The 24,985-nt window shown below is 57.5% G+C and carries 24 protein-coding genes; 20 read left to right on the forward strand and 4 right to left on the reverse strand.

Features of this window, described 5'->3' with window-relative positions:
• Nucleotides 1–107: 107 nt before the first annotated feature.
• Nucleotides 108–1,388 carry a long-chain fatty acid transporter FadL gene (gene fadL / locus IM303_RS03565; RefSeq protein WP_041908871.1) on the reverse strand — a complete coding sequence of 427 codons (1,281 nt, stop codon included), beginning with the start codon at nt 1,386–1,388 and terminating at the stop codon, nt 108–110.
• Between the two features lie 372 nt (nt 1,389–1,760).
• Here fadL and IM303_RS03570 point away from each other — a divergent pair, with 372 nt between their 5' ends.
• From IM303_RS03570 to sixA, 4 genes are all read left to right on the forward strand, one after another.
• The gene (locus tag IM303_RS03570; protein ID WP_028013973.1) at nt 1,761–2,045 is read left to right on the forward strand and encodes a YfcZ/YiiS family protein; all 285 of its coding nucleotides are present in this window, start codon (nt 1,761–1,763) and stop codon (nt 2,043–2,045) included.
• 246 nt (nt 2,046–2,291) lie between these two features.
• On the forward strand, nt 2,292–3,602 hold the full coding sequence (fadI, locus tag IM303_RS03575) for an acetyl-CoA C-acyltransferase FadI (RefSeq protein ID WP_049000450.1): 1,311 nt from the start codon (nt 2,292–2,294) through the stop codon (nt 3,600–3,602).
• Complete coding sequence (fadJ, locus tag IM303_RS03580; RefSeq protein ID WP_049000448.1) at nt 3,602–5,749, forward strand: fatty acid oxidation complex subunit alpha FadJ; 2,148 nt, start codon at nt 3,602–3,604, stop codon at nt 5,747–5,749. The genes fadI and fadJ overlap by 1 nt, the downstream gene beginning before the upstream one ends.
• Nucleotides 5,750–5,958: 209 nt before the next feature.
• The gene (sixA, locus tag IM303_RS03585) at nt 5,959–6,444 is read left to right on the forward strand and encodes a phosphohistidine phosphatase SixA (protein WP_003861375.1); all 486 of its coding nucleotides are present in this window, start codon (nt 5,959–5,961) and stop codon (nt 6,442–6,444) included.
• 46 nt (nt 6,445–6,490) lie between these two features.
• Here the strand turns inward: sixA and smrB are convergent, their stop codons facing one another.
• Entirely contained in the window at nt 6,491–7,042 is a 552-nt protein-coding gene (gene smrB, locus IM303_RS03590) for an endonuclease SmrB (RefSeq protein WP_049000445.1), read from the reverse strand.
• A 145-nt stretch (nt 7,043–7,187) separates the two neighbouring features.
• Here smrB and prmB point away from each other — a divergent pair, with 145 nt between their 5' ends.
• The 6 genes from prmB to IM303_RS03620 are packed head-to-tail and all read left to right on the forward strand — an operon-like array spanning nt 7,188 to nt 11,736.
• The gene (prmB, locus tag IM303_RS03595; RefSeq protein WP_023312578.1) at nt 7,188–8,120 is read left to right on the forward strand and encodes a 50S ribosomal protein L3 N(5)-glutamine methyltransferase; all 933 of its coding nucleotides are present in this window, start codon (nt 7,188–7,190) and stop codon (nt 8,118–8,120) included.
• 60 nt (nt 8,121–8,180) lie between these two features.
• On the forward strand, nt 8,181–9,266 hold the full coding sequence (gene aroC / locus IM303_RS03600) for a chorismate synthase (protein ID WP_049000442.1): 1,086 nt from the start codon (nt 8,181–8,183) through the stop codon (nt 9,264–9,266).
• A 2-nt stretch (nt 9,267–9,268) separates the two neighbouring features.
• On the forward strand, nt 9,269–10,093 hold the full coding sequence (gene mepA, locus IM303_RS03605) for a penicillin-insensitive murein endopeptidase (RefSeq protein ID WP_041908880.1): 825 nt from the start codon (nt 9,269–9,271) through the stop codon (nt 10,091–10,093).
• The gene (locus IM303_RS03610; RefSeq protein ID WP_028013968.1) at nt 10,093–10,902 is read left to right on the forward strand and encodes a sulfite exporter TauE/SafE family protein; all 810 of its coding nucleotides are present in this window, start codon (nt 10,093–10,095) and stop codon (nt 10,900–10,902) included. The genes mepA and IM303_RS03610 overlap by 1 nt, the downstream gene beginning before the upstream one ends.
• On the forward strand, nt 10,902–11,447 hold the full coding sequence (locus tag IM303_RS03615) for an elongation factor P hydroxylase (protein WP_045259677.1): 546 nt from the start codon (nt 10,902–10,904) through the stop codon (nt 11,445–11,447). Before IM303_RS03610 ends, IM303_RS03615 begins: the two co-directional genes overlap by 1 nt.
• 13 nt (nt 11,448–11,460) lie before the next feature.
• Nucleotides 11,461–11,736, forward strand: a complete 276-nt coding sequence (locus tag IM303_RS03620; RefSeq protein WP_028013966.1) for a YfcL family protein — start codon at nt 11,461–11,463, stop codon at nt 11,734–11,736.
• A 53-nt stretch (nt 11,737–11,789) separates the two neighbouring features.
• Here the strand turns inward: IM303_RS03620 and mnmC are convergent, their stop codons facing one another.
• Nucleotides 11,790–13,787, reverse strand: coding sequence for a bifunctional tRNA (5-methylaminomethyl-2-thiouridine)(34)-methyltransferase MnmD/FAD-dependent 5-carboxymethylaminomethyl-2-thiouridine(34) oxidoreductase MnmC (mnmC, locus tag IM303_RS03625; protein WP_049000440.1), 1,998 nt, complete (start codon nt 13,785–13,787; stop codon nt 11,790–11,792).
• Nucleotides 13,788–13,945: 158 nt separating this feature from the next.
• Here mnmC and fabB point away from each other — a divergent pair, with 158 nt between their 5' ends.
• Together fabB and IM303_RS03635 are read left to right on the forward strand one after the other, a co-directional pair.
• The gene (fabB, locus tag IM303_RS03630; RefSeq protein WP_023336433.1) at nt 13,946–15,163 is read left to right on the forward strand and encodes a beta-ketoacyl-ACP synthase I; all 1,218 of its coding nucleotides are present in this window, start codon (nt 13,946–13,948) and stop codon (nt 15,161–15,163) included.
• Nucleotides 15,164–15,231: 68 nt separating this feature from the next.
• Entirely contained in the window at nt 15,232–16,356 is a 1,125-nt protein-coding gene (locus tag IM303_RS03635) for an MFS transporter (RefSeq protein ID WP_193359602.1), read from the forward strand.
• Between the two features lie 42 nt (nt 16,357–16,398).
• Here IM303_RS03635 and flk read toward each other — a convergent pair whose 3' ends face one another.
• Nucleotides 16,399–17,403: a flagella biosynthesis regulator Flk gene (gene flk, locus IM303_RS03640; RefSeq protein ID WP_028013964.1), complete on the reverse strand. Its 1,005-nt coding sequence runs from the start codon at nt 17,401–17,403 to the stop codon at nt 16,399–16,401.
• A 113-nt stretch (nt 17,404–17,516) separates the two neighbouring features.
• On the opposite strand from flk, the gene pdxB reads away from it, so the two are divergent.
• The 8 genes from pdxB (at nt 17,517) to cvpA (ending at nt 24,968) form a co-directional block, all read left to right on the forward strand.
• Nucleotides 17,517–18,653 (forward strand): 4-phosphoerythronate dehydrogenase PdxB, encoded by a 1,137-nt coding sequence (pdxB, locus tag IM303_RS03645; RefSeq protein WP_088204760.1) that lies wholly within the window; start codon nt 17,517–17,519, stop codon nt 18,651–18,653.
• Between the two features lie 67 nt (nt 18,654–18,720).
• The gene (locus IM303_RS03650; protein ID WP_028013962.1) at nt 18,721–19,734 is read left to right on the forward strand and encodes an aspartate-semialdehyde dehydrogenase; all 1,014 of its coding nucleotides are present in this window, start codon (nt 18,721–18,723) and stop codon (nt 19,732–19,734) included.
• Nucleotides 19,734–20,546 (forward strand): tRNA pseudouridine(38-40) synthase TruA, encoded by an 813-nt coding sequence (gene truA, locus IM303_RS03655; protein ID WP_045259682.1) that lies wholly within the window; start codon nt 19,734–19,736, stop codon nt 20,544–20,546. Before IM303_RS03650 ends, truA begins: the two co-directional genes overlap by 1 nt.
• A 28-nt stretch (nt 20,547–20,574) precedes the next feature.
• Complete coding sequence (locus IM303_RS03660) at nt 20,575–21,234, forward strand: DedA family protein (RefSeq protein ID WP_008502599.1); 660 nt, start codon at nt 20,575–20,577, stop codon at nt 21,232–21,234.
• A 154-nt stretch (nt 21,235–21,388) separates the two neighbouring features.
• The gene (accD, locus tag IM303_RS03665) at nt 21,389–22,294 is read left to right on the forward strand and encodes an acetyl-CoA carboxylase, carboxyltransferase subunit beta (protein WP_047053266.1); all 906 of its coding nucleotides are present in this window, start codon (nt 21,389–21,391) and stop codon (nt 22,292–22,294) included.
• Between the two features lie 70 nt (nt 22,295–22,364).
• On the forward strand, nt 22,365–23,633 hold the full coding sequence (gene folC / locus IM303_RS03670; RefSeq protein WP_049000432.1) for a bifunctional tetrahydrofolate synthase/dihydrofolate synthase: 1,269 nt from the start codon (nt 22,365–22,367) through the stop codon (nt 23,631–23,633).
• A complete protein-coding gene (gene dedD / locus IM303_RS03675) occupies nt 23,623–24,315 on the forward strand; it encodes a cell division protein DedD (protein WP_045259684.1) in 693 nt (230 codons plus the stop codon). Before folC ends, dedD begins: the two co-directional genes overlap by 11 nt.
• Before the next feature lie 164 nt (nt 24,316–24,479).
• Entirely contained in the window at nt 24,480–24,968 is a 489-nt protein-coding gene (cvpA, locus tag IM303_RS03680; protein WP_000262116.1) for a colicin V production protein, read from the forward strand.
• Nucleotides 24,969–24,985: the final 17 nt, after the last annotated feature.

A 24,985-nucleotide genomic window follows, 5' to 3' on the forward strand; every position in this document is an offset into this window, starting at 1 on the left:
GGTAAAGGAAAGGCCCTGGAGATACCCCACAGCCCCGAAAAAGGGCCAGTCAGAGTCTTAACTGACTGGCATTAGAGCAACGCTCACCTTTTTTTATCCCTGCGCGATTAGAACGCGTAGTTGAAGTTAGTACCGAACAGCCAGGCTTTACCTTCAGAGGTAAATTCGTACGGGCCTTCCTTGAAGGTCACTTTCTGGCCATGCATATAAGATACGCCCGCATCGACAGAAGCATTCTCGTTGAACGCGTAGGTTGCACCAGCACTCACCCAGAAGCGGTCCTGATCCGGAATGGAAATGGAGCGCTTATCAGCCGGTACCGGGCTGTCATCGAATGCGATACCGGTACGGAATGTCCAGTTATCATCCATATAATAGGTGGTACCCAACGCAATGCGATAGGCGTCGTGGAAGCTCTCGTCCTTATAGAACAGCGTTTGACCGTTGGTGCCGGTCGCTTTCAGCTCCTGGAACTGGCTCCAGCTGGTATAGGCCAGGCTATAGTGAATAGCCCACTGTGGCGCTACGCGGTTGTAACCTGAGACTTCCCACATTTCTGGCAGATGCAGTGACAGTGAGCCAGGGACAGTTTGACCGGAAGTCCCCCACGGGATAGTGGTGCCCGCACCAGGGACCAGGCTGTTGACCGGTGTCAGGATGCCGCTCTTGTAATCGCCGTCGAAGTCAATTTTTACTTCGGAACGATAGGTCAGGCCCCAGCGGTTGTTTTTGTCCAGCTCGTACAGAATACCGGCGTTCCAGCCATAGCCCCACTCATCGCCCTTCAGGCTGGCAATTTTGTTGCTGTTTTTCGGCAGGCGAGCCGTTTGTTCACCGGCGTAACGCTCAATTTTTGCATCGGCGTAGACGGCATCAAAGCCCAGACCGAAGCTCCAGCTGTCGTTCAGACGATAAGCACCGCTCAGGTTCAGGTTTAGCGTTGTCAGGTCTGTTTTACCGCCGTATTCGCCTGCCGGGTAGTTGTTGTTGAACTCGGTAGCAAGGCCATAGTTAGACGTGACGGATGCGCCCCAGCCAAATTGTTCATTGATTGGTGCAACGAAGTGCAGGTTAGGTACCCACGCCGTTGGCGCAATGTTATCTGCTTTCAGGCTCGCACCAGAAGGTGACGTGCCGGAAATGTTGACATCAGGATCGATATACACCGCACCAGCAGAGAAGGTCGGGCGATCGAACATCATGATTAATGCAGGGTTACGGCTTGCGTTACCAGCATCATCAGCGATTGCACCTTCCCCTGAATACGCACGGCCAAGGCCAGAGGAAGAAAATTCGTTTAGCTGAAAGCCCGCTGACCAGGCGGAAGTAGAGACGATTGCCACTGCGACTGCCAGCGCAGTCTTGTTGAACAGGGTTTTCTGGCTCATGACCATAACCTCATTGAGTTATTTTTATTCAATAATTGTTACATACCGTAACAGGAGCGCGAAGTGTAGGGTCTGAGGTATGACAGACAAATCAGACCAGTGGCCAGAGTATAGGTCCGACCAGCCTGAATGTTGCAAGTTTGTTTATTAATATTTTCAAACATGTTTCTTGAAACGAGATCTGGTTGGCAAAATTGTGACCATCGCGGTTCACCCAAAAGGGTGGTTTTTGTTTTAGATCATTTTTTAGTGTGATATCGGTCACTTATCCGATTTTGCGCCATTAACGGCTGGAGAGAGCCAGCGCTGGGGCGTAAAATATCAGCATCGTGTTTATCTCGCGCGCTGCGCGAATACAGAGGAAATTGAGCTATGAGTAAATGCAGTGCTGATGAAACCCCGGTTTGCTGCTGTATGGATGTTGGCACCATCATGGACAACACCGATTGCACCGCGTCTTACAGCCGTGTCTTCACCAACCGCGCCGAAGCCGAAGAAACGCTGGCCGCGCTGAGTAAGCGCGCGCGTGATGTGGAGTCCGATCCGTGTGAAATCAAATCTACCTTCACAGAAGTGGACGGCGGCGTGAAGCTGGATATCGATTTTGTGTTTGCCTGCGAAGCTGAAACGCTGATTTTCCAGCTCGGTCTGCGTTAATCCTTTTTGCCCGGCGGCGCTTCGCTTGCACGGGCCTACGATCGTGTAGGCCGGGTAAGGCACCGTCGCCACCCGGCAACAAACCGCACAATTGCCTCTGCCATGCAGGGGCATTTTCTTTTTCTTGTCTGTGTTTTACCTCGCATTTTTAAGCTTCCCCGATTGGCTGAATGTAAAAAAATGGTTAAGACTGTTATCAGGTCAGACCACTTTATAGTCATGTAAAATTTTTCACAGGGGAAGGTTATGAGTCAGGCATTACCGCTAATCACCCGACAAGGTGACCGCATTGCCATTGTCAGCGGTCTGCGTACGCCGTTTGCACGTCAGGCGACGGCGTTTCACGGTATACCGGCTGTCGATCTGGGGAAAATGGTAGTGGGGGAGATGCTGGCTCGCAGCGAAATTCCGCCTGAGGTCATCGAACAGCTGGTCTTCGGCCAGGTGGTGCAGATGCCTGAAGCCCCTAACATTGCGCGTGAGATTGTTCTCGGTACCGGCATGAACGTTCATACCGATGCCTACAGCGTTAGCCGCGCGTGCGCGACCAGCTTCCAGGCGGTAGCAAACGTGGCGGAAAGTCTGATGGCGGGCACCATTCGCGCCGGGATCGCAGGCGGCGCCGATTCTTCCTCCGTACTGCCGATTGGAGTCAGTAAAAAGCTGGCCCGCATTCTGGTGGATGCTAATAAAGCCCGCACCACCGGTGCGAAGCTCAAACTCTTCTCGCGTTTACGCCTGCGCGATCTCTTGCCCGTGCCACCTGCCGTCGCGGAATATTCGACTGGCCTGCGAATGGGCGATACCGCCGAGCAGATGGCCAAAACCTACGGCATCACCCGCGAGCAGCAGGATGCGCTGGCGCATCGCTCGCATCAGCTGGCAGCGAAAGCCTGGTCGGAGGGCAAACTCACCGACGAGGTCATGACCGCCTACACGCCTCCCTATCGAGAGCCTCTTACTGAAGACAACAATATTCGTGGCACCTCGACGCTGGCGGATTACGCCAAACTGCGCCCGGCGTTTGACCGCAAGCACGGCACCGTGACGGCGGCCAACAGTACGCCGCTGACCGATGGTGCTGCTGCGGTGATCCTGATGACGGAGTCGCGTGCAAAAGAGCTGGGCATCACGCCGCTGGGCTATTTGCGCAGCTATGCCTTTACCGCCATTGATGTCTGGCAGGACATGCTGTTAGGTCCGGCGTGGTCCACGCCGCTGGCGCTGGATCGCGCGGGGCTAACCCTGGCGGATTTAACCCTGATTGATATGCACGAAGCCTTTGCCGCGCAAACCCTGGCAAACGTCCAGCTGCTGGCAAGCGAGCGTTTTGCACGCGACGTGCTGGGCCGCGCCCATGCCACCGGCGAAGTGGATCAGAGCAAATTCAACGTGCTGGGTGGGTCGATCGCCTACGGCCATCCGTTTGCGGCCACGGGCGCGCGAATGATCACCCAGACACTACACGAACTCCGTCGCCGCGGCGGTGGGTTTGGTCTCGTCACCGCCTGCGCGGCGGGCGGCCTTGGCGCAGCAATGGTTCTGGAGGTTGAATAATGGATATGCCATCTGCATTTAATCTGACGGTTCGCCTCGATAACGTCGCGGTTATCACTATTGATGTGCCTGATGAAAAGATGAATACCCTGAAGGCTGAATTCGGCACTCAGGTTCGCGCCATGCTTAAGCAGATCCGCGAAAATAAAGCGATTCGTGGTCTGGTCTTTATCTCGGCTAAGCCGGATAACTTTATTGCCGGGGCCGATATCAACATGATCGCCCGAGCGAAAAGCGCGCAGGAAGCTGAAGATCTGGCGCGTCAGGGACAGCAGGTGATGGCTGAAATCAACGCTCTGCCGATTCCGGTTATTGCCGCGATCCACGGTGCCTGCCTGGGCGGCGGGCTGGAGCTGGCGCTGGCCTGTCACAGCCGTATCTGCACTGACGATCCGAAAACCGTTTTAGGGTTGCCAGAAGTGCAGTTAGGCCTGCTGCCGGGATCGGGTGGAACACAGCGTCTGCCGCGTCTGGTTGGGGTTAGCACCGCCCTGGATATGATCTTAACCGGCAAGCAGCTACGCCCCCGTCAGGCACTGAAAGTGGGGTTGGTTGACGACGTCGTTCCGCACACCATTTTACTGGACGCTGCCGTTGAGCTGGCGCTGAAGGGACGTCAGACAAAACGTCCTCTCTCCGTACGCGAGCGCGTGCTGGCAGGGCCACTGGGGCGCGCGCTCCTGTTCAACATGGTAGGCAAAAAAACCGAGCAAAAAACCAAAGGCAACTACCCGGCGGCAAAGCGCATTCTGGAAGTGATTGAAACCGGGTTGTCGCAGGGCAGCAGCAGCGGCTATGCCGCTGAGGCCAAAGCCTTTGGCGAACTGGCGATGACGCCGCAGTCGCAGGCGCTGCGCAGCATCTTCTTCGCCAGTACTGAGGTGAAAAAAGATCCGGGCAGCGAGGCTGAGCCTGCGCGGCTGCGCGCCGTTGGCGTGCTGGGCGGTGGGCTCATGGGCGGCGGAATCGCGTTTGTTACCGCCAGCAAAGGCAAATTGCCCGTGCGTATCAAAGACATCAGCGCAAAGGGCATCAACCACGCGCTGCAGTACAGCTGGCAGAACCTTGATCGGAAGGTCAAACGCCGCCATATCAAGGCAAGCGAGCGTGATAAAACCCTGGCGACGATCTCCGGCACGACGGATTACAGCGGTTTTGCGCACCGGGACCTGGTGATTGAAGCCGTATTTGAAGACCTGGCGCTTAAGCAGCAGATGGTGGCTGACGTGGAGCAGCACTGCGCGCGGCACACTATTTTCGCCTCAAACACCTCGTCTTTACCGATTGGCGATATCGCGGCGAAAGCTGCTCGTCCGGAGCAGGTCATTGGTCTGCACTTTTTCAGTCCGGTCGAAAAAATGCCGCTGGTGGAGGTGATCCCGCACGCCACGACCAGCCCGCAGACCATCGCCACCGTGGTGAAGCTGGCGAAAAAACAGGGTAAAACCCCGATCGTGGTCGCGGACAAGGCTGGCTTCTACGTCAACCGTATTCTGGCTCCCTATATCAACGAAGCGATGCGGCTGCTGACGGAAGGGGAGAAAATCGAGCACGTTGACGAGGCGCTCGTAAAGTTTGGCTTCCCCGTCGGTCCAATCCAACTTTTGGATGAGGTGGGAATAGACACCGGCACTAAAATTATACCTGTGCTGGAAGCGGCTTATGGCGATCGTTTTACCCCGCCTGCAAACATTGTTTCTGCAATTTTGAAGGACGATCGCAAAGGCAGAAAAAATGAACGCGGTTTCTATCTTTACGGCGCGAAAGGGCGTAAAAGCAAGAAACAGGTAGACCCTTCGGTTTATGGGCTTATTTCGGCCACCGGTCAGGGAAAACTGTCTGCCGTTCAGTGCGCAGAACGTTGCGTCATGATGATGCTCAATGAAGCGGCGCGCTGCTTTGGTGAAGAGGTGATCAAGAGCGCACGCGATGGCGACATCGGCGCGGTATTTGGTATTGGTTTCCCGCCGTTCCTTGGCGGCCCGTTCCGTTACATGGATACGCTCGGTGCGGGTGAAGTGGTTGTCATTTTGCAACGTCTGGCCTCGCAATACGGTCCGCGGTTTACACCGTGTGACGAATTATTGCAGATGGCGGAGCGGGGCCAGACATTCTGGCCTGCAAGGGAAACTGATTTCGTAAACTGAAGTCAAAGAAGGGTAAATCCTGAGGTGAATGAACCTGTTCTGGCGATTTTGTAAACAGAGATTGACTATACTTACGCCATTGAGGTAAAAAACAGCGTTTCATTCACCGAATGGATCAGGCACAATGCCCGGCCATCGGGTTTTCTACCTCAGAGCATTAATCGCGGGTAGTTAACGCCGGTGATTCTGGTTAACAAAAGCGGTGCAATATGCAAGTTTTTATCATGCGTCACGGCGACGCGGCACTCGATGCCGCCAGTGACTCAGTACGTCCTTTAACCGTCTGTGGCTGTGACGAATCCCGTCAAATGGCGACGTGGCTTAAAGGTCAAAAAGTGGACATTGAACGCGTTCTGGTGAGTCCGTTCCTGCGTGCAGAACAGACGCTGGACGTGGTAGGGGAGTGTATGAACCTGCCATCCAGCGTGGACGTTCTCCCTGAGCTGACGCCATGCGGCGATGTCGGTCTTGTCAGCGCTTACCTTCAGGCGCTGTGCAATGAAGGTGTCGCTTCCGCACTGGTCATTTCCCACCTGCCGCTGGTCGGCTATCTGGTATCTGAGCTGTGCCCGGGCGAAACGCCGCCAATGTTCACCACTTCCGCCATTGCCAACGTCACTCTCGACGAAACCGGCAAAGGGGTCTTCAACTGGCAAATGAGCCCGTGCAACCTGAAGATGGCAAAAGCCATCTGACGTGACGTGTGACAGGGCGGGGTACTACGTGTTTCCCGCCCTTCTGTCAGGGCAACTCTGGCGGCTGCCACTCCTCAATTTCAATCAACACCAGCAATGCGGCATCGCCGCCGTACTCTTTCGGTGCCTGATGAAACGCCATCACGTGCGGGTGCTGAGCCAGCCACAGCGGCGTCTGTTGCTTCAGAATGTGTTTACCGTGGCCGTGCATCACGCAGGCGCAAAAAACGTGTTCGCGACGACAGGCGGCAATCAACGCCCCCAGCTCCTGTTTCGCCTGCATCTGCGTTAGGCCGTGCAGATCGAGAAACAGCTCCGGCGAATAATCTCCGCGTCGTAACTTTTTCAGCTCAAAATGGCTGACGTCTTCGCGCACGTACTTCACAGCCCCTTGCGTATTGAGCAGCGGCTGAAATTCATCTGAAAAATAGTGGCTGTTATCCGCCTGCTCCTGGAGCAGCCGTTTGACCGGAACTTCGCTGATTTTTTTACGCTGCGGACGGTGGACAATCGTGTCCTGCGCGATTTTACGCGTCCCGGTCATCAGCTGGCGGAAGAGAGCCTGATCCTCCTCGCTGAGCGATGTTTTCTTTTTCATTCGTCATTCTCATCTCGTATTTCCGATAGTGTACCCGACTAAACGCATTTTTTAACCTCAAGCGGTACGCGTCATTGCTGATTTATCGCCGTCTTCATGGCAAACTAGCCGCCGAAAATTATGCGAGCATGCCCTGGAGGAAAGAGTGGATAAAATATTTGTCGATGAAGCAGTAAACGAGCTGCATACCATACAGGACATGTTGCGCTGGTCGGTTAGCCGCTTCAGCGCCGCTAATATCTGGTACGGTCACGGTACCGATAACCCGTGGGACGAGGCCGTTCAGCTGGTGCTGCCGTCTCTTTACCTGCCGCTGGACATTCCGGAAGACATGCGCACCGCGCGCCTGACCTCCAGCGAAAAACATCGCATCGTTGAGCGCGTGATCCGTCGCGTAAACGAGCGCATTCCGGTCGCCTATCTGACCAACAAAGCCTGGTTCTGCGGCCACGAGTTTTACGTCGATGAACGCGTGCTGGTACCGCGCTCGCCGATTGGTGAGCTGATCAACAATCACTTTGAAGGCCTGATTAACCATCAGCCGCAGCACATTCTCGATATGTGCACCGGCAGTGGCTGCATCGCTATTGCCTGCGCCTACGCTTTCCCTGAAGCGGAAGTGGACGCCGTCGATATCTCCACCGACGCGCTGGCCGTGACCGAACACAACATCGAAGAGCACGGCCTGATCCATCACGTCACGCCAATCCGCTCTGACCTGTTCCGCGACCTGCCGACGCTGCAGTACGATCTGATCGTCACTAACCCGCCGTACGTCGATGCAGAAGACATGTCCGATCTGCCGAACGAATATCGTCACGAGCCGGAGCTGGGCCTGGCGTCAGGCTCTGACGGCCTGAAGCTGACCCGCCGCATTCTGGCCTGCGCGCCGGATTACCTGACCGATGACGGCGTTCTGATTTGTGAAGTGGGCAACAGCATGGTACATCTGATAGAGCAGTACCCGGATGTGCCGTTCACCTGGCTTGAGTTCGACAACGGCGGTGACGGCGTCTTTATGCTGACCAAAGCGCAGCTGCTCGACGCGCGCGAGCATTTCAGCATCTATAAAGATTAATCCAGCGGGCTTCGGCCCGTTTCACAACGCTCAAACACAAACAACAACATCGGAGCCGTGATGGCAGGAAACAGTATTGGACAGTTATTCCGCGTGACCACCTTTGGCGAGTCGCACGGGCTGGCGCTGGGCTGTATCGTTGATGGCGTACCGCCAGGCATCGAACTGACCGAAGCAGATTTACAGCACGACCTTGACCGCCGTCGTCCGGGCACCTCTCGCTACACCACGCAGCGTCGCGAGCCGGACCAGGTCAAAATTCTCTCCGGCGTTTTTGAAGGCCGCACCACCGGCACCAGCATTGGTCTGCTGATTGAAAACACCGATCAGCGCTCTCAGGACTACGGTGCTATCAAGGACGTGTTCCGCCCGGGCCATGCCGACTACACCTACGAGCAAAAGTACGGCTTTCGCGACTATCGCGGCGGCGGACGCTCTTCCGCGCGTGAAACCGCGATGCGCGTGGCCGCTGGCGCGATTGCTAAAAAGTATTTGCAGCAGAAATTTGGCATCGTCATTCGCGGCTGTCTGTCCCAGATGGGCGACATTCCGCTGGCGATCAAGGACTGGGATCAGGTCGAGCAAAACCCGTTCTTCTGCGCCGATGCGGATAAGCTTGACGCGCTGGACGAACTGATGCGCGGCCTGAAAAAAGAGGGCGACTCCATTGGCGCGAAAGTCACCGTGGTGGCAGATGGCGTCCCGGCTGGCTGGGGCGAGCCGGTATTTGACCGTCTCGACGCCGATATCGCCCACGCGCTGATGAGCATCAACGCGGTGAAGGGCGTCGAGATTGGCGACGGCTTCGACGTGGTGGCGCTTCGCGGCAGCCAGAACCGCGACGAAATCACGAAAGCGGGCTTCCAGAGCAACCATGCGGGCGGCATTCTCGGCGGTATCAGCAGTGGACAGCAGATTATTGCCAACATCGCGCTGAAGCCGACCTCAAGCATCACCGTGCCGGGCCACACGATTAACCGCTCAGGCGAAGAAGTTGAGATGATCACCAAAGGTCGTCACGATCCGTGCGTGGGGATCCGTGCGGTGCCGATCGCGGAAGCGATGCTGGCGATCGTGCTGATGGATCACTTCCTGCGCCAGCGCGCGCAGAACGCGGACGTGACGACCACCATTCCACGCTGGTAAACATGAAAAAAACCGCAATTGCTCTGCTGGCGCTGCTGGCCAGTGGAGCCAGTCTGGCCGCCACGCCGTGGCAAAAAATCACCCATCCGGTGGCGGGAAGCGCGCAGTCCATCGGCGCCTTCTCTAACGGCTGTATCGTGGGCGCGCAGGAGCTGCCGCTGCAATCAGATACCTATCAGGTGATGCGTACCGACCAGCGTCGTTACTTCGGCCACCCTGATCTGGTGCTGTTCATTCAGCGACTGGGGAACCAGGTGCATAACCTGGGGCTGGGGACGATGCTGATTGGCGATATGGGGATGCCTGCCGGTGGCCGCTTTAACGGCGGGCACGCCAGCCACCAGACCGGACTGGATGTCGACATCTTCCTGCAGCTGCCGAAAACGCGCTGGACGTCTGCGCAGCTGCTGAAGCCGCAGGCGCTGGATCTGGTGTCGCGCGACGGCAAAAGCGTGGTGCCATCACTGTGGTCACGGGATATTTCGAGCCTGATCAAGCTGGCGGCGAAAGATAACGACGTCACGCGGATTTTCGTCAACCCGGCGATCAAGCAGCAGCTTTGCCTGGATGCGGGGACGGATCGCGACTGGCTGCGCAAAGTGCGCCCGTGGTTCCAGCATCGTGCGCATATGCACGTGCGTCTGCGCTGCCCGGCGAACAGCCTGGAATGTGAAGATCAGCCGCTACCGCCGCCAGGCGATGGCTGTGGTTACGAACTGCAAAGCTGGTTTGAGCCGGCAAAACCTGGAACCTCTAAGCCTGAGAAGAAGACACCGCCTCCGTTGCCGCCTTCCTGCCAGGCGCTACTGGATGAGCATGTACTTTAATGGATAATTTCGTCGATCTGTTTATGGTGTCACCGCTGCTGCTGGTGGTGCTGTTCTTCGTGGCCATGCTGGCCGGTTTTATCGATGCGCTCGCGGGCGGCGGCGGGCTGTTAACCGTGCCCGCGCTGCTGGCGGCGGGCATGAGCCCGGCGCAGGCGCTTGCCACCAATAAGCTGCAGGCCTGCGGCGGCTCGCTTTCGGCGTCGCTCTATTTTATCCGCCGCAAGGTGGTGAATCTCGCCGACCAGAAGCTCAATATCCTGATGACCTTTATCGGCTCAACGTCGGGCGCGCTGCTGGTGCAGCACGTGCAGTCGGATATTTTGCGCCAGATCCTGCCGGTTCTGGTTATCTGCATCGGTCTCTATTTCCTGCTGATGCCTAAGCTCGGCGAGGAAGACCGGGCGCGGCGGCTGCACGGCCTGCCGTTTGCGCTGATTGCCGGTGGCTGCGTCGGCTTTTACGACGGCTTCTTTGGCCCGGGGGCAGGCTCGTTTTACGCGCTGGCGTTCGTGACGCTGGCCGGCTTTAACCTCGCTAAATCCACCGCCCACGCTAAGGTGCTGAATGCGACCTCGAACGTCGGCGGCCTGCTGCTGTTTATCATTGGCGGCAAGGTTATCTGGGCAACCGGGTTTGTGATGATGGCAGGGCAGTTTTTGGGCGCGCGCGCAGGCTCGCGTCTGGTATTAAGCAAAGGGCAAAAGCTGATCCGCCCGATGATTGTTGTCGTCTCGGCGGTGATGAGCGCCAAACTTCTTTATGACAGCCATGGACAGGAGATCCTCACCTGGTTGGGGATGAACTAATGAACAGTACGCATAAATACGAACAGCTGATTGAGATCTTCGATAGCTGTTTTGCTGATGATTTTAATACCCGTCTGATTAAAGGCGACGACGAACCGATCTATCTTCCTGCTGATGCAGAGGTTCCGTACAACCGCATCGTCTTTGCCCACGGCTTTTACGCCAGCGGTTTGCACGAGATTTCGCACTGGTGCATCGCGGGGAAAGCGCGTCGCGAGCTGGTGGACTTCGGTTACTGGTACTGTCCGGACGGGCGCGACGCCGCCACCCAGGGCCAGTTTGAAGACGTGGAAGTGAAGCCGCAGGCGCTGGAATGGCTGTTCTGCGTGGCGGCGGGTTTCCCGTTCAACGTGAGCTGTGACAACCTTGAAGGTGACTTTGAGCCAGACCGTATCGTCTTCCAGCGCCGCGTGCATGCGCAGGTGATGGAGTATCTTGAGAAAGGCATCCCGGAACGTCCGGCGCGCCTGATCGAGGCTTTACAGAATTATTACCACACGCCGGAGATCACGGCGGAATGCTTCCCTTGGCCGGAAGATCTTTAACAGAGGAAAGAAGATGATCGCAGAATTTGAATCACGCATTCTGGCGTTAATTGATGACATGGTGGAACACGCCAGTGATGATGAGCTGTTCGCCAGCGGTTATCTGCGTGGTCACCTGACGCTGGCGGTAGCCGAGCTGGAAGCAGGTGACGATCACTCTGCCGACGCCGTTCACGCTGAAGTCACGCGCAGCCTGGAAAAAGCCATTCTGGCCGGGGAGCTCTCTCCGCGCGACCAGTCTCTGGTGCTGGGGATGTGGGACAATTTATTCCAGCAGGCTAAACGCTAAGCCGCTGTCCACTCTTCCCTCTCCCCTTTGGGGAGAGGGGATTCGACCGCACCCTACTTAACCATTTTCCCCTTCAGCAGTTTCCTTACCCACAACCGGTTCGGATTCAGCCCCGCGAGCGTAACCCTGTCCAGAGGAACCGGCTCATCGCTCATTTGCGCAGCAAGCACCTCTGCCAGCAACGGCGCGGAGCACAATCCTCGCGATCCTAATCCGCCCAGCATGAACAGTTCAGGATAAACCGGGGCACTTACCGCCGTTTCCTTGTTTTCTGCCAGATCCTGATAGAGTTCAAGCGTGGCTTCATAGTCCGGCACGTTTCCCGCCATCGGCAGGTGATCGCGGGTCGCGCAGCGCACGCCGCAGCGCGCTTCGCCCTCGCTCACGTCAACCTCTTTCGCCCACGCCGCGTCCGGGAAGCAGTCAATCAGGCGCTGGCGGTTTTGCTGCTGATCCGCTTCGCTGTAGCGCATATCCGCTTCGCCACGATGGTAGCTGGCACCGATGCAGTGATGGCCGTTAGACGGATTTTGTGGCGTCAGATAGCCGTCATAGCACAGCACCTGGCGCAGCTTGCTCAGTTCGGGCGCGGTTGGGATATGGCTTACCTGGCCGCCGACCGGATAAACCGGCAACGTCTCGGTCTGGATAAACTGGCTGATGTTATGTCCGTTTGCCAGCACAACGCTGGCATGGTGTGCCGCTTTGCCATCAGCAAAATGCAGAGTCCACCGTTCTGACCGGCTAAGCGATTCAACCTTATGAGCATAATGCACCCTCAGCCCGCGTGACTGCGCCAGGCTAATCGCCGCCGCGGTCAGTTCAGCCGGGCACAGCCAGCCGCCGAGCGGATATTGAATGCCGCCACAGCCGGTTTCCACGCCCGCCATGTCTGCCACCTCTTGCGCACTGACCGCGCGGGCAATCTCCTCCGGCAGACCCAGCGACAGCATCTGGGCGATTTTTTGCTGGCTCTTTTCATCCCAGCCGAGCTGCGTCACGCCGCACCAGTCATGGTCGAATGCCACCGGAATGGAATCATACAGGCGGCGAGCGAAGGTAAACGCTGCCGGGAAAAACTGGAACAGGGCCGGGTCGTGCGCGCTTAAAAGCGGGTAAAGCGCGCCCTGGCGGTTACCGGACGCGCCGCTGGCTGGTGCCTCGTCAGCGCAGTAGAGCGTCACCTGCCAGCCCCGGTGCAGCAGCGCGAGAGAGAGCAGGGCGCTGGCGATCCCTCCGCCAACGATCGCCACTTCGCGCGATGCGCTGGCGCTGCGCGCAAACCAGGGAGCCCGAGCGGGAATGTCCAGCGTCCGTTCCATCGTGCCGACCAGCATGTCGCGCTTGCGGCCAAAGCCTTTGGTCTTCTGCATGGTAAAGCCCGCGTCCTGCAGGCCGCGGCGAACAAAGCCGGCCGAGGTAAAGGTGGCGAGCGTTGCGCCGGGACGCGCCAGCCTGGCCATCGCGCTAAACAGATGCTGGCTCCACATGTCCGGGTTCTTGGCGGGCGCAAAGCCGTCAAGGAACCACGCGTCCACCGTCTGGTTCATCGCGTCGTCAAGCGTATCGGTCAGGTCGTTAATGTCGCCCAGCCATAAATCCAGCGTCACCCGTCCGCCGTCCAGAATCAGACGGTGGCAGCCGCCGATATGCGGCGGCCACTGCGCCTGAAGCTGCTCCGCCCAGGCTGCAAGCTCCGGCCAGCGCTGGTGGGCGAGCCGCAGATCGTGCGCGGTAAGCGGAAATTTTTCGAAACTGATGAAATGTAATCTTTGTAGCGTAGCCTCGGGTTGTGCAGCGCGAAATCGATCGAACGCCTGCCAGAGAGTCAGAAAATTTAGTCCGGTTCCGAAGCCGCTTTCCGCAACAACGAACAGACTGCGCGGGTGCGCAGGGAAGCGGGCGCTGAGCTGGTTTCCCTCGAGGAAAACATAGCGGGTTTCTTCGAGTCCGTTATCATTAGAAAAGTAGACGTCATCAAAATCTCGGGAAACAGGTGTACCCTCAGCGTTGAATTCGAGGTTGGCGGGTTGTATAGCGTTTTGTTTCACGTAAGTTACTCGTCTGACAGGCAGTGGCACGATCTTAACGATGTGAGTCCATCGGTGCAAATTTCCGCAGAAAATGTCTGATCGGACTTGTTCGGCGTACAAGTGTACGCTATTGTGCGACTCGAAACTTTTTATAGTGCGACTTACAGAGGTATTGAATGAAACGTGCAGTGATTACTGGCCTGGGCATTGTTTCCAGCATCGGTAATAACCAGCAGGAAGTCCTGGCATCTCTGCGTGAAGGACGCTCCGGGATCACTTTCTCTGAAGAGTTTAAAGATTCAGGTATGCGTAGCCACGTATGGGGTAACGTCAAACTGGACACCACCGGTTTGATTGACCGCAAAGTGGTTCGTTTCATGAACGATGCCTCTATTTATGCTTATCTCTCCATGCAGGAAGCGATCAAAGATTCTGGCCTGAGCGAAGAGGTTTATCAGAACAACCCGCGCGTGGGCCTGATTGCCGGTTCCGGCGGTTCCTCTAAAGCGCAGGTATTCGGTGCTGACGCCATGCGCAGCCCGCGTGGTCTGAAAGCGGTAGGTCCGTACGTGGTGACTAAAGCCATGGGTTCTGCGGTTTCCGCGTGCCTGGCGACCCCGTTCAAAATTCACGGTGTGAACTACTCCATCAGCTCCGCGTGTGCGACTTCCGCACACTGTATCGGCAACGCGGTTGAGCAGATCCAGCTGGGCAAACAGGACATCGTATTTGCTGGCGGCGGCGAAGAGCTGGGCTGGGAAATGGCCTGTGAGTTCGACGCGATGGGCGCACTGTCCACCAAGTACAACGAAACCCCAGACAAAGCCTCCCGTACTTATGACGCGCACCGTGACGGTTTCGTTATCGCGGGCGGCGGCGGTATGGTTGTGGTTGAAGAGCTGGAGCACGCGCTGGCGCGCGGCGCGCACATCTACGCTGAGATCGTGGGCTACGGCGCAACGTCCGACGGCGCCGACATGGTTGCTCCGTCCGGCGAAGGCGCGGTGCGCTGCATGAAGATGGCGATGCACGGCGTTGATACCCCAATCGACTATCTGAACTCCCACGGTACCTCTACTCCGGTAGGTGACGTGAAAGAGCTGGGTGCGATCCGCGAAGTGTTCGGCGACAACAGCCCGGCTATCTCTGCCACCAAAGCCATGACCGGTCACTCTCTGGGTGCGGCGGGCGTGCAGGAAGCGATCTACTCTCTGCTGATGCTGGAAAACGGCTTTATCGCCCCAAGCATCAACATCGACGAGATGGACGAGCAGGCGGCTGGCCTGAACATCGTGACCAAACCAACGGAAGCGACGCTGACCACCGTGATGTCCAACAGCTTCGGCTTCGGCGGCACCAACGCCACACTGGTTATGCGCAAGCTGAAAGCATAAGCGTTTGAATGTATAATAGAAGGGAGCCGAAAGGCTCCCTTTTTTTATGCCTGAACACGGAGTTATGCATGAAGGCTGTTACCCCCGAGAAGGGCACTCCTTCCGGGAACCTTTCTCTTTTCCGCATCGCCTTTGCGGTATTCCTGACCTACATGACCGTTGGCCTGCCGCTGCCGGTGATCCCGCTGTTCGTTCATCAGGAACTCGGCTATGGCAACACCATGGTCGGCATTGCTGTGGGCATTCAGTTTTTAGCCACGGTATTAACCCGCGGCTACGCAGGACGATTGGCCGATCAGCGCGGTGCAAAACGCTCGGCGCTGCAGGGCATGTTTGCCTGCGGTCTGGCGGGGGGCGCGTGGCTGCTGGCCGCTCTCCTGCCGGTCGACGCCGCGTATAAATTTGCGCTGCTGGTGGTGGGCCGTTTAATCCTTGGCTTCGGTGAAAGCCAGCTGCTGACCGGTACCCTGACCTGGGGGATGGGGCTGGTGGGGCCTGCGCGCTCCGGCAAAGTGATGTCATGGAACGGGATGGCGATTTATGGCGCACTGGCTGCAGGCGCGCCGCTGGGTTTGCTGATCCACAGCCAGTTTGGTTTTGCGGTACTGGCAGCAACCACCATGGTATTACCGCTGCTGGCGTGGGCTTTTAACGGTTCGGTACGCAAGGTGCCCGCCCATAAAGGCGAACGTCCTTCGCTGTGGAGTGTGGTGGGGCAAATCTGGCAGCCAGGGCTGGGGCTGGCGCTTCAGGGAGTAGGCTTCGCGGTGATTGGCACCTTCGTCTCCCTCTATTTCATGAGCCGCGGCTGGGCAATGGCGGGCTTTACGCTGACGGCCTTTGGCGGCGTGAAGGTGGCGGTGGCATCGCTGGTGATTGAAACCGTTGGGCTGGTGCTGCTCTGGCAGGCGCCGGTCGCCTCCGTTGCGCTGCTTGGTGCGGCGTTAACCGGCTGCGGCTGCTCGCTGATCTTCCCGGCGCTGGGCGTTGAGGTGGTGAAGCGCGTGGCGCCGCAGGTACGCGGTACGGCGCTGGGCGGCTATGCGGCGTTTCAGGATATCTCATACGGCGTAACCGGGCCGCTGGCGGGTCTGTTAGCCACCTCGTTTGGCTACCCGTCCGTCTTCCTGACCGGCGCGGTTTCTGCGGTGGTGGGGACCGTGGTGACGCTGGTGGCGTTTCGCAGGACTTGAGCCGTTGTAAGCCCGGTAGGCGCAGCGCCACCGGGCAAATCCTCAGGCAACCAGCCAGAAAATCGCCAGCGCAATCAATAATGCAATCAACATTAATCCCGGGCGGGCAGAGAGCGTTCTGAACGTCTCCACAACGGGCGCAAACAGCGGGCTGTAGATCGGCTGAACGTTTCTTACCTCCGGCACGCCGCCTTCCCGCTCGGCGCGGCGAACAAAGATCTGATTCAGCACATCCTGCACCTGCGCGGTGGTCAGTACCGTTTGCGGCGTGGCCTGCCAGTTCTGCTGGGCGTAATCCCGAATCACCTCGAACTCGTGCGGTTCCAGCGGCTGTTTAAGCGCCGCCTGAACGGTATGCAGGGTAGGGGCGCTCTGGGTGCTGAGCGTCTGGCGCGCCTGGAGCCAGGTCACCAGATGGGTAAACTGTTTGGCCGGAATCAGCTCGCCCGCCTTCACGCCGGACAGTTCCAGCATGGATTGCCAGATAAGCTTCGTCGACTCGCCGGTGGCGGCGGCCAGTTTGGTCACCATCTGGTTCAGCGTGTTGTGCTCGGCAGGCTGCAGCGGGCGCTCGGTTGAGGGGCGCACCTGAGGCTGCGGAATAGACAACTGATTGTTCTGCAGCAGCGTCAGCACGGTTTTAAGCTGGTCTGGCGTCAGCTGGCTCAGGGCGGTCTGGCCATACTGCTGACGGATAAAGTCACTGACAGCCTGACGGTTATTTCCCTGGCCCAGCAGCTCGGTCAACTGCGTGACAATCTGACGCGTGGTGTGGTTCTGCTGCGCGGTCGTAATACGCTGGTTGAGATTTTGCTCGGCGGCAGGGAAATGGCGCGACTGCAGCGGTGCGTCGTTCCTCACGCCTAAATCATGCTTTACCCCGGCCCAGACTTCCGCGTTTTGCTGCGAAGTCAGCGCTATCAGGCGCGTGATCAGTCGCTCCAGCACGGTGCGCTGTTGCGTGGATAGTGGCTGTTCACCGGCAACGTTTGGCGTGACAGGGCCTTCACCCGGAGGGCGTGGCGGCGTACCTGAAATGGGCTGCATCGTCAAAAATCCTTAAAGTCAAAACTCAGCGTAAACCCGGCATACGTATATGCCTGGCGGCCAGATTATGGCACACTTGGCAGGTTTTCTTCCTCTCAAACAGGTACTCAGACGTGAAAATCCTCGTTGATGAAAATATGCCTTACGCCCGCGAGCTGTTTAGCCGCCTCGGCGACGTTAAGGCTGTCCCTGGTCGCCCGATCCCGGTTAACGAACTGGATGACGCAGACGCGCTGATGGTGCGCTCGGTGACCAAAGTAAATGAGGCGTTGCTTGCCGGTAAAGCGATTAAGTTTGTCGGAACCGCAACGGCAGGGACCGATCATGTGGATGATCAGTGGCTGAAGCAGGCCGGAATCGGTTTTTCCGCCGCGCCGGGCTGTAACGCCATTGCCGTCGTGGAATACGTTTTCTCCTCGCTGCTGATGCTGGCCGAGCGCGATGGTTTTGCGCTGAAAGACCGCACCGTGGGGATTGTCGGCGTGGGTAACGTCGGCGGGCGTCTGCAAAAGCGCCTTGAAGCGTTAGGTATCCGCACGCTGCTGTGCGATCCGCCGCGTAAAGACAACGGTGACGACGAGGATTTCCGCGCGCTGGATGAGCTGGTTGAACAGTGCGATGTGCTAACGTTCCACACGCCGCTGTTTAAAGAAGGGCCGTATAAGTCCCTGCATCTGGCGGACGAGGCGCTGATTCGCCGTCTGAAGGCTGGCACTATTCTGATTAATGCCTGCCGTGGCCCGGTGGTGGATAATGCCGCGCTGCTGAAATGTCTGAATGAAGGAAAAGATCTCAGCGTGGTGCTGGACGTCTGGGAGCCGGAGCCGGATCTCAACGTTGAGCTGCTGAACAAGGTTGACGTTGCCACCGCGCATATTGCGGGCTATACGCTTGAAGGCAAAGCGCGCGGCACGACGCAGGTGTTTGAAGCCTACAGCGCCTTTATCGGCCATCCGCAGCAGGTGGCGCTTGATACTTTACTCCCCGCGCCTGAATTTGGCCGCATTACCCTGCATGGCCCGCTCGATCAGGCAACGCTGAAAAGGCTGGTGCATTTGGTGTATGATGTGCGCCGCGACGATGCGCTGCTGCGTAAGGTGGCGGGAATCCCGGGTGAATTTGATAAGCTGCGCAAGAACTACGTTGAGCGCCGCGAGTGGTCTTCCCTGTATGTGATGTGCGACGACGCAGCGGCTGCGACGTTGCTCAAGAAACTGGGTTTTAACGCCGTTCATCATCCGGCGCATTAATGTCTTCTTAATGCTCCCTGTCGGATACGCCGACAGGGACGCTTTTTTATTTCTGGAGTAAACCACCATGTCTGAAGGCTGGAACATTGCCATTTTAGGTGCCACGGGTGCCGTGGGCGAAGCCCTGCTCGAAACTCTTGCCGAGCGTCAGTTCCCGGTGGGAGATATCTATGCGCTGGCGCGCACCGACAGCGCGGGCGAACATCTGCGCTTTGGCGGTAAATCCGTGATGGTTCAGGATGCGGCCGCGTTTGACTGGACCCAGGCGCAGCTGGCGTTTTTTGCCGCAGGTGCTGAAGCCACGGCGTCTTACATTGAAGAGGCGACCAATTCGGGCTGTCTGGTGATCGACCTGAGCGGTCTGTTCTCCCTGGAGCCGGACGTGCCGCTGGTGGTCCCGGACGTCAATCCGTTTGTGCTGGCTGACTACCGCAACCGTAACGTTATCGCGGTACCGAACAGCCTGACCAGCCAGCTGCTGACCGCGCTGAAGCCGCTGATTGACGACGGAGGCCTGTCGCGCATTACCGTCACCAGCCTGCTGTCCGCGTCGGCGAACGGTAAAAAGGCTGTTGACGCGCTGGCCGGGCAGAGTGCGAAGCTGCTGAACGGCATCCCGATCGACGAAGATGATTTCTTTGGCCGCCAGCTGGCGTTCAACATGCTGCCGCTGCTGCCGGATCGTGAAGGTTCCGTGCGCGAAGAGCGTCGTCTCGTCGACGAAGCGCGCAAGATTCTGCAGGACGAGGGGCTGATGATTTCCGCCAGCGTCGTACAGTCCCCGGTCTTCTACGGCCACGCGCAGATGGTCGGTTTTGAAGCCCTGCGCCCGCTGGCGGCAGAGGAAGCGCGCGACGCGTTTGGCCGCGGTGAAGACATCGTCCTTTCCGAAGAGAGCGAGTTCCCGACCCAGGTGGGCGACGCCACCGGCAGCGCGCATCTTTCCGTTGGCTGCGTGCGTAACGACTACGGTATGCCGGAGCAGGTTCAGTTCTGGTCCGTTGCCGATAACGTTCGCTTTGGCGGCGCGCTGATGGCGGTCAAGATCGCCGAGAAGCTGGTGCAGGAGTATCTGTACTGATGTCCGAAGTGGATCAAAAGCCGGTTCATAAAATTGCCCTGGGTATTGAGTACGATGGCAGTAAATATTATGGCTGGCAGCGTCAGAATGAGGTGCGCAGCGTTCAGGAAAAGCTGGAGAAAGCGCTCTCTCAGGTGGCAAACGAGCCGATTAACGTCCTGTGCGCGGGGCGTACGGACGCGGGTGTTCATGGCACGGGGCAGGTGGTTCACTTTGAAACCACCGCCGTGCGTAAGGATGCCGCCTGGACGCTGGGTGTAAATGCGAATTTACCTGGTGACATCGCGGTGCGTTGGGTGAAAGCTGTGCCGGATGATTTTCACGCGCGCTTCAGCGCAACGGCGCGTCGCTATCGCTATGTCATCTACAACCAGCGTCTGCGCCCGGCGGTGTTAAGCCAGGGTGTGACGCATTTTTATGAACCGCTCGATGCAGAACGTATGCATCGCGCGGCGCAGTGTCTGATTGGTGAAAATGACTTTACGTCGTTTCGTGCGGTGCAGTGTCAGTCCCGTACGCCGTGGCGTAACGTCATGCACATTAACGTCAGTCGTTTTGGCGCGTATGTGGTGGTGGATATCAAAGCCAATGCCTTTGTACATCATATGGTGCGGAATATTGTAGGCAGCCTGATGGAAGTGGGCGCCGGACACCAGCCGGAGAGCTGGATTGCAGAACTGCTGGCAGCGAAGGACAGAACGCTTGCGGCAGCAACGGCGAAAGCGGAAGGGCTTTATCTGGTCTCGGTAGACTATCCGGATCGGTTTGACCTGCCAAAACCGCCAATGGGCCCGCTGTTTTTAGCGGACTAAACAAAGGTGCAATTAAGGCTTAGACAATATGGACGTAATACGTTTTCTGATTGATTTCATTCTGCATATTGATGTTCACCTGGCGGAGCTGGTCGCGCAGTACGGCGTCTGGGTTTACGCCATTCTGTTCCTGATTCTGTTCTGTGAAACCGGTCTGGTCGTTACCCCGTTCCTGCCGGGAGACTCGCTGCTGTTTGTGGCCGGTGCGTTGTCGGCGCTGCCCACCAATGATTTGAACGTGCATCTGATGGTCGTGTTGATGGTGATTGCCGCGATTGTCGGGGATGCGGTCAACTATACGATTGGCCGGGTGTTCGGTGAGCGGTTGTTCAGTAATCCGGACTCGAAAATTTTCCGCCGCAGCTATTTAGACAAGACCCATGCCTTCTATGAACGTCATGGTGGAAAAACCATTATCCTTGCGCGTTTTGTGCCTATTGTGCGCACATTTGCGCCTTTTGTGGCGGGAATGGGCCATATGTCCTATCGTCATTTTGCAATGTATAACGTGGTGGGCGCACTGCTTTGGGTGTTGCTCTTTACCTATGCTGGCTACCTGTTTGGCGACTTGCCAGTGGTTCAGGAAAACCTTAAGTTACTGATTGTAGCGATTATTGTGCTTTCCGTTCTGCCGGGTGTTATCGAAATCATTCGTCACAAACGCGCGGCAGCAAAGCAAGCGAAGTAAATGCACGCTGGCGGTTCGACCACTTTTTTATCCAAAGTTTCGGGCTGTTATGTTTTAATGTGCAACATTCATGGTCTGTTGGAGGCAAAAATGGCATTATTCGCCTCTTATAGCAAAACTGGCATACGACCAGGTTCAGGCAGAAAGGTTATCAATGAGCTGGATTGAACGAATTAAAAGCAACATTACCCCGACGCGCAAAGCGAGCATTCCTGAAGGGGTATGGACGAAGTGTGATAGCTGCGGCCAGGTTCTGTATCGCGCAGAGCTGGAACGCAATCTCGAGGTGTGTCCGAAGTGTGACCACCACATGCGTATGTCGGCGCGCAACCGCCTGCATAGCCTGCTGGACGAAGGTTCTCTGGTAGAACTGGGCAGCGAACTGGAGCCAAAAGATGTGCTCAAGTTCCGCGACTCCAAAAAATACAAAGATCGTCTGGCCTCTGCACAGAAAGAGACCGGCGAGAAAGACGCGCTGATCGTCATGAAAGGCACCCTGCACGAGATGCCGGTGGTTGCCGCTGCGTTTGAGTTCTCCTTTATGGGCGGCTCAATGGGCTCCGTGGTCGGCGCGCGTTTCGTGCGTGCCGTTGAGCAGGCGCTGGAAGACAACTGTCCGCTGATCTGCTTCTCCGCCTCCGGTGGTGCACGTATGCAGGAAGCGCTGATGTCCCTGATGCAGATGGCGAAAACCTCTGCGGCGCTGGCGAAAATGCAGGAGCGCGGTCTGCCGTACATCTCGGTGCTGACCGACCCAACCATGGGTGGCGTCTCCGCAAGCTTCGCGATGCTGGGTGACCTGAACATCGCTGAGCCAAAAGCGCTGATCGGCTTTGCCGGTCCTCGCGTCATCGAGCAGACCGTTCGTGAAAAACTGCCGCCGGGCTTCCAGCGCAGTGAGTTCCTCATTGAGAAAGGCGCTATCGATATGATCGTCCGCCGTCCGGAAATGCGCCTGAAACTGGCCAGCATTCTGGCGAAGCTGATGAATCTGCCAACGCCTAACCCGGATGAGCCGCGCGAAGGCGTGGTGGTACCGGATCAGGAACCCGAGGCCTGATAACTGAAAAGGGCAGGGCCAGATGGCGCTGCCCTTTTGCTTTATAACCTGTTAATGACAACCGGGCATTATGGAAAATAAAAGCATTCCCCAAGCCACGTCGCCCCTGGCCACGTGGCTTTCTTATCTGGAAAACCTGCACAGTAAAACCATCGATATGGGCCTTGAGCGCGTAAGCCAGGTTGCCGCGCGTCTCGACGTGCTGAAACCGGCTCCGTTCGTGTTCACCGTTGCAGGTACTAACGGTAAAGGGACGACCTGCCGCACGCTGGAGTCAGTCCTGATGGCGGCGGGGTACAAGGTTGGCGTTTACAGCTCACCGCATCTGGTGCGCTATACCGAGCGCGTGCGGGTGCAGAACACCGAGCTGGCGGAATCTGCCCATACGGCGTCGTTCGCGGCTATCGAAGCGGCGCGCGGGGAAACCTTATTAACCTATTTTGAATACGGCACCCTGTCGGCGCTGTGGCTGTTCAAACAGGCGCAGTTGGACGTGGTGATCCTGGAAGTGGGGCTGGGCGGACGTCTGGATGCCACCAATATGGTGGATGCGGACGTGGCGGTGGTCACCAGCATCGCGCTGGATCATACCGACTGGCTGGGCCCGGACCGTGAAAGCATTGGCCGCGAAAAGGCCGGTATTTTCCGGGCGAATAAGCCTGCCGTGGTGGGCGAGCCGGACATGCCGCATACCATTGCCGACGTGGCGAAAGAGAAGGGCGCACATCTGTTGCGCCGAGGCGTTGACTGGCAGTATGAGGTGCAGGGCAACGGCTGGCGCTTCAGCGATGCGCAGGGCGTGCTGGAGAATCTGCCGCTGCCGCAGGTGCCACAGCCTAACGCGGCAACCGCGCTGGCGGCACTGCGCGCCAGCGGATTAGCTGTAAGTGAGCAGGCGATCCGTGACGGCATTCAGAATGCGCTGCTGCCGGGGCGTTTCCAGATAGTCAGCGAGTCACCGCGTCTGATTCTGGATGTGGCGCACAACCCACATGCGGCGGCGTATCTCGCAGGACGTCTCAAATCGTTACCAAAAACCGGGCGCGTGCTGGCGGTTATCGGTATGCTTCATGATAAAGATATCGGCGGCACGCTGGCCTGCATGGAGAGTGTGGTCGATAGCTGGTATTGTGCTCCTCTGGAGGGGCCGCGCGGTGCGACTGCTGAGCAGTTGATGGAACATCTCGGCAAAGGTGCAATCTACAGTAGCGTGGCGCAGGCCTGGCATGCCGCGATGGCGGATGCTAAACCAGAAGATACCGTGCTGGTGTGTGGCTCTTTCCACACGGTAGCACATGTCATGGAAGTGATGGACGCGGGGAGAACCGGTGGCGAGTAAGTTTCAGAACCGTTTAACAGGAACCATTGTGCTGGTCGCGCTCGGGGTGATTATTCTTCCCGGGCTGCTCGACGGGCAGAAAAAACATTATCAGGACGAGTTTGCAGCCATTCCGCTGGTGCCGAAGCCGGGCGACCGCGATGAGCCGGATATGCTGCCTGCGGCGACTCAGGCGCTGCCTGCTCAGCCGCCTGAAGGGGCGGCGGAAGAAGTTCGCGCGGGCGATGCCGCTGCACCGTCACTCGACCCGTCGCGTCTGGCGGCGAATAACAACATCGAGATCGATCCGGTACCGGTAGAGAAGCCTAAGCCTGTTGAAAAACCGAAGCCGGTAGAGAAACCGCAGCCGAAGCCTCAGCAACAGCGAGATAAAGCAGCAGAGCAGCTGGCTGCAGCGTCTGAAACTCCACCACCTGCGAAGCAAGACGCAGCGCCGACCGGCAAAGCCTACGTTGTGCAGCTGGGGGCGCTGAAAAACGCCGATAAAGTCAACGAGGTTGTGGGTAAACTGCGCAGCGCGGGCTATCGCGTTTACACTTCACCTTCCACGCCGGTGCAGGGTAAAATCACCCGTATCCTCGTGGGGCCGGAGGCGTCGAAAGACAAGCTGAAAGGGTCGCTGGGCGAGCTGAAGCAGATCTCCGGGCTGAGTGGTGTGGTGATGAGCTACAGCGCGAACTAAGTACGACCTGCTCCTTTAGAGAGAGGCGATAAGCCACGGCGTTGAACATTTTTTCAGCGCCTTTTTTATTTACGCGCGGGAAGGAAATCCCTACGCAAACGTTTTCTTTTTCTGTTAGAATTCGCCCCGAACTGGATGACAGGGCGTTTAATCGTGGGACACATATGGTCTGGATTGATTACGCCATCATTGCGGTGATTGGTTTTTCCTGTCTGGTTAGCCTGATCCGTGGCTTTGTTCGTGAAGCGTTATCGCTGGTAACCTGGGGTTGTGCTTTCTTTGTTGCCAGTCATTACTACACTTACCTGTCTGTCTGGTTCACGGGCTTTGAAGATGAACTGGTCCGAAATGGAATCGCCATCGCGGTGCTGTTTATCGCGACGCTGATTGTCGGCGCTATCGTGAATTACGTGATAGGTCAGCTGGTCGAGAAAACCGGTCTGTCAGGAACGGACAGGGTACTCGGGATCTGTTTCGGGGCATTACGAGGCGTGCTGATTGTGGCCGCGATCCTGTTCTTCCTGGATACCTTCACCGGGTTCTCCAAAAGCGAAGACTGGCAAAAATCGCAGCTCATTCCAGAGTTCAGCTTCATCATCAGATGGTTCTTTGACTATCTGCAAAGCTCGTCGAGTTTTTTGCCCAGGGCATAAACCCTGAGATGTGGCTT

Source organism: Enterobacter cloacae complex sp. P38RS (genome assembly GCF_014930775.1).
Lineage (GTDB): Bacteria > Pseudomonadota > Gammaproteobacteria > Enterobacterales > Enterobacteriaceae > Enterobacter > Enterobacter bugandensis.